We start from the raw sequence: 3063 nt of genomic DNA on the forward strand, positions 1-3063 counted from the left end.
CGAATTTGACGAGCCCGGCTTCGGCGCAATCGTCCTTGTCCCATTGAAGGACGGTGCGTCCCGGCGTCCGCGCCCAGCCCGCCGGGCACACGTCGATCACCGGACGGTCGCACAGGACCATCCCTCCCGGGTGGATGCCGAGGTGGCGGGGAAGCCTCTGCATGCGCGAGGCGAGATCGGCCACAGCGGCGGGCACGTCCGCCTCGTAGCCCGCGGGCTCATAGCCTGCGCCGGCGTCGGCTTTCGCAGGGACCTTGTGCTCGACGGACCGCAGCCATGCCTCGACTTGCCCTTCCTCGTATCCGAGGGCTTTTGCGGCATCGCGTATGGCCGAGCGCGGGCGATAGGAGATCGTGTTGGCGACCTGCGCGGCGCATTTTCTTCCGTAGCGTTCATAGACATGTTGGATGACCTCTTCCCGCCTGTCAGATTCGATGTCGACGTCGATGTCGGGCGGACCCGAACGCCCCGGAGAAAGAAAGCGTTCAAAGAGCATCTTGTGGCGGACGGCGTCGACAGCGGTGATGCCCAAGGCGAAGCAGACCGCCGAGTTCGCCGATGATCCCCGGCCTTGGCACCAGATGCCCCGGCTGCGGCAAAAGTCGACGATTTCACAGACAATGAGGAAATACCCGGGAAAGCCGAGGCCGACGATGACGTCGAGTTCGTGGTCGATCACCTCCCACGCCCGCGGATTCGACGAGCGCGGCCCGTAACGCTCAAGCGCGCGCTCGCGGGTGACGCAACGCAGCCAGCTCGCTTCGGTATGGCCTTCGGGAACGGGGAAATCGGGAAGGGCAGGGGCGACGAGCGCCAGGTCAAAAGCGCATTCGGCCCCGATTCTGGCGGCCTCGGCCACGGCTTCAGGATGGTCTCGGTGCAGGGAGAGCATCTGCTCCCCCGACCGGAGGTGCGAACCGTTGGCTGGGAGGAAGGGATCGATCTCTTCCAGGGTGCTTCGAGCCCTCGTGGCGGCGAAGACGTCGGCGACGTCCCTGTCGCGAGGGCGCGCATAGTGCACATTGCCTGTGGCGAGGTAGGGGACGCCGGCCCGGTTGGCCGTTTCGACGAGGGCGCGGCAGCGCTCGCGGTCAAGCGGGGCGCCGGAGTTCGTCAGTTCGACCGCCACGTTTCCCTTGCCGAAAAGAGATTCGAGGCGACGCACCCGTTCGACGGCGGCGCCGACGTCCCACAGAGCGGGAGAAGGCCCGGAAAAAGCCGAGACCCCGGGATTGAAGCCGCCGCGGGAGCCCTCCGCCCCTTGCCATTCCAGCCCCTCCAGAGCGCGTCTGACGCCTCCCTTTCGGCAGCCGCTGAGGACCATCCAATTTCCGCCGGAGGCAGCCGCCAGGTCTTCGAGCTCGTAGCGAGCGCGGTTCTTTTCCCCGCTCGCCAGCATCGCCTCCCCCACCGTCCGGGAAAGGCGTCTGTATCCTTCGGGGTCCCGAGCCAGGAGGACGATGTGCTCGCCGGGAGGATCGGCTTGGGCGCTTCGATCTTCGGACAGAAGGGTCAGTTCGGTTCCGATGACGGCGGGCAGCCCGGCCGACCTGGCTGCGGATGCAAGCTGAACGACGCCGGGGAAGCCGCCGTGGTCGGTCACGGCGAGGGCTTGAAGGTCCAATTCGCAGGCCCTGGCGACGAGGTCGGAGGGAAGGCTGGCCCCGTCGAGAAAGCTGTAGGCGGAGTGGACGTGCAGCTCCGCGTACGGAACCGCGCCCTCGGGCTCGGCGAACGGCCGCTTCGAAGGCGAATGCCTCGCGGTCCCCGGCCGAACGACGGAGAGGCGTCTATTCATACCGGCCCTCCTCGTGCCACGTTCCGCCCTCGCAATAGACGAGGGCGGCCGCTCCGTCGAGGACGATCTGGAGATAGGCGCGTCTGGAACGGCCGGAGGGGTCCCACCACCGCTCGTCAATGGGCCAAGGCCCGGCGTAATCGCGGATCGTCGCCAATCCTTTCGCAGATCGCACCAGGCCGGGTTCGGGATCGACGCAGCCGCCTGCGCATGTCAGCTCCGCTTCCCCCGTGACCGCCAAGCGGTGTCCGCATCGCCCGTCAAGCCAAATGTCGACGGGCGCCGCATGGACGCGCGAAGGCCCCGGCTCGGGTATGGCGCCCGGCCATGGAAGAGCCGACCTGCGTCCGTCGTCCGGGCTGTGCTCGCCCCACGCGATTTCGGCGTGGCGCCGCGCCGCCGTGCGCCCTCCCACCTTGCGGGGAACCGTCACCGACTCCTCGCCTAGGACCGTCTGGATCCGGGCGACGGCCGCCGCCGCGCGCTCATTTCCCGCTGACCTTCCTCCCCACAGGGGCTCGGGGGCCGCGTCGGCCGACGCGGCGTCGAGCCTGAGTTCGAGCCGCGCGAGGGGCCCGCCGCCCGCCCATCCTCCGAGCTGCCATCGGACTCGATCGACGATGTCGTGGGCGCCCCCGCCTCCGACCGACCAGGATCGCGAGAACTCTTCGCCGTCGTGGAAAACCGCGTCGATGCGCAGCCTCCCGGAGGCGGCGGTTCGCACTCCCATGGCCTGCACGAGCTCCTCGGCGAGGTCGCGGGCGGAGAATACGGCTTCTTCGACGCTTTGGAGGGGCGGCTCGAAGGCCCGCGTGCACACGATTCCCGGCGACGTCGCAGCCTCCGTGGGCAGATGGACGTCTCTCCCCCGGGCCAACTGCCACAGAAGCGAACCCATCTCTCCAAAACGGGACGCCATGGCGGCGGCCCCGAGATCCGCCAAGCCCCCGACGGTTCTCACCCCGAGGGCCCCCAGAAGCTCAAGGCAGGATCGAGCCTCGGCTCTGCGCGAGGGCGCGACGCCGACGAGGGTTCCTTCGACCTTGGTTCGCTCCAGGAACTTCGCCGACCCTTCAACGTCGAGGAAAACGTCCGATTGGGCCGCCAGAAGGGCGGCGAGGGTTCCCTCGCCGCAGCCTACGTGCGCCTCACAGCCGGCGACGTCGGCGATCTGCCCGATGAGAGCCTCGGCCAGCCCCTCCATCGACCCCGCCGCACGCACCGCGCCCCGGGCCGGAAAGATCACCCTTCCCGGCTCGACGACC

At 68.6% G+C, this 3063-nt stretch carries 2 protein-coding genes; both read right to left on the reverse strand.

The genetic code is table 11. The features are described from left to right. The coding region (locus ACO48X_RS11085) for a PHP domain-containing protein (protein WP_485002141.1) at positions 1–1798 on the reverse strand (1798 nt) is incomplete at its 3' end. Beyond that, a partial coding sequence (locus ACO48X_RS11090) for a hypothetical protein (protein WP_485002142.1) occupies positions 1791–3063 on the reverse strand: 1273 nt, incomplete at its 5' end. The genes ACO48X_RS11090 and ACO48X_RS11085, both read right to left, overlap by 8 nt.

This window comes from Peptidiphaga sp., assembly GCF_057238965.1.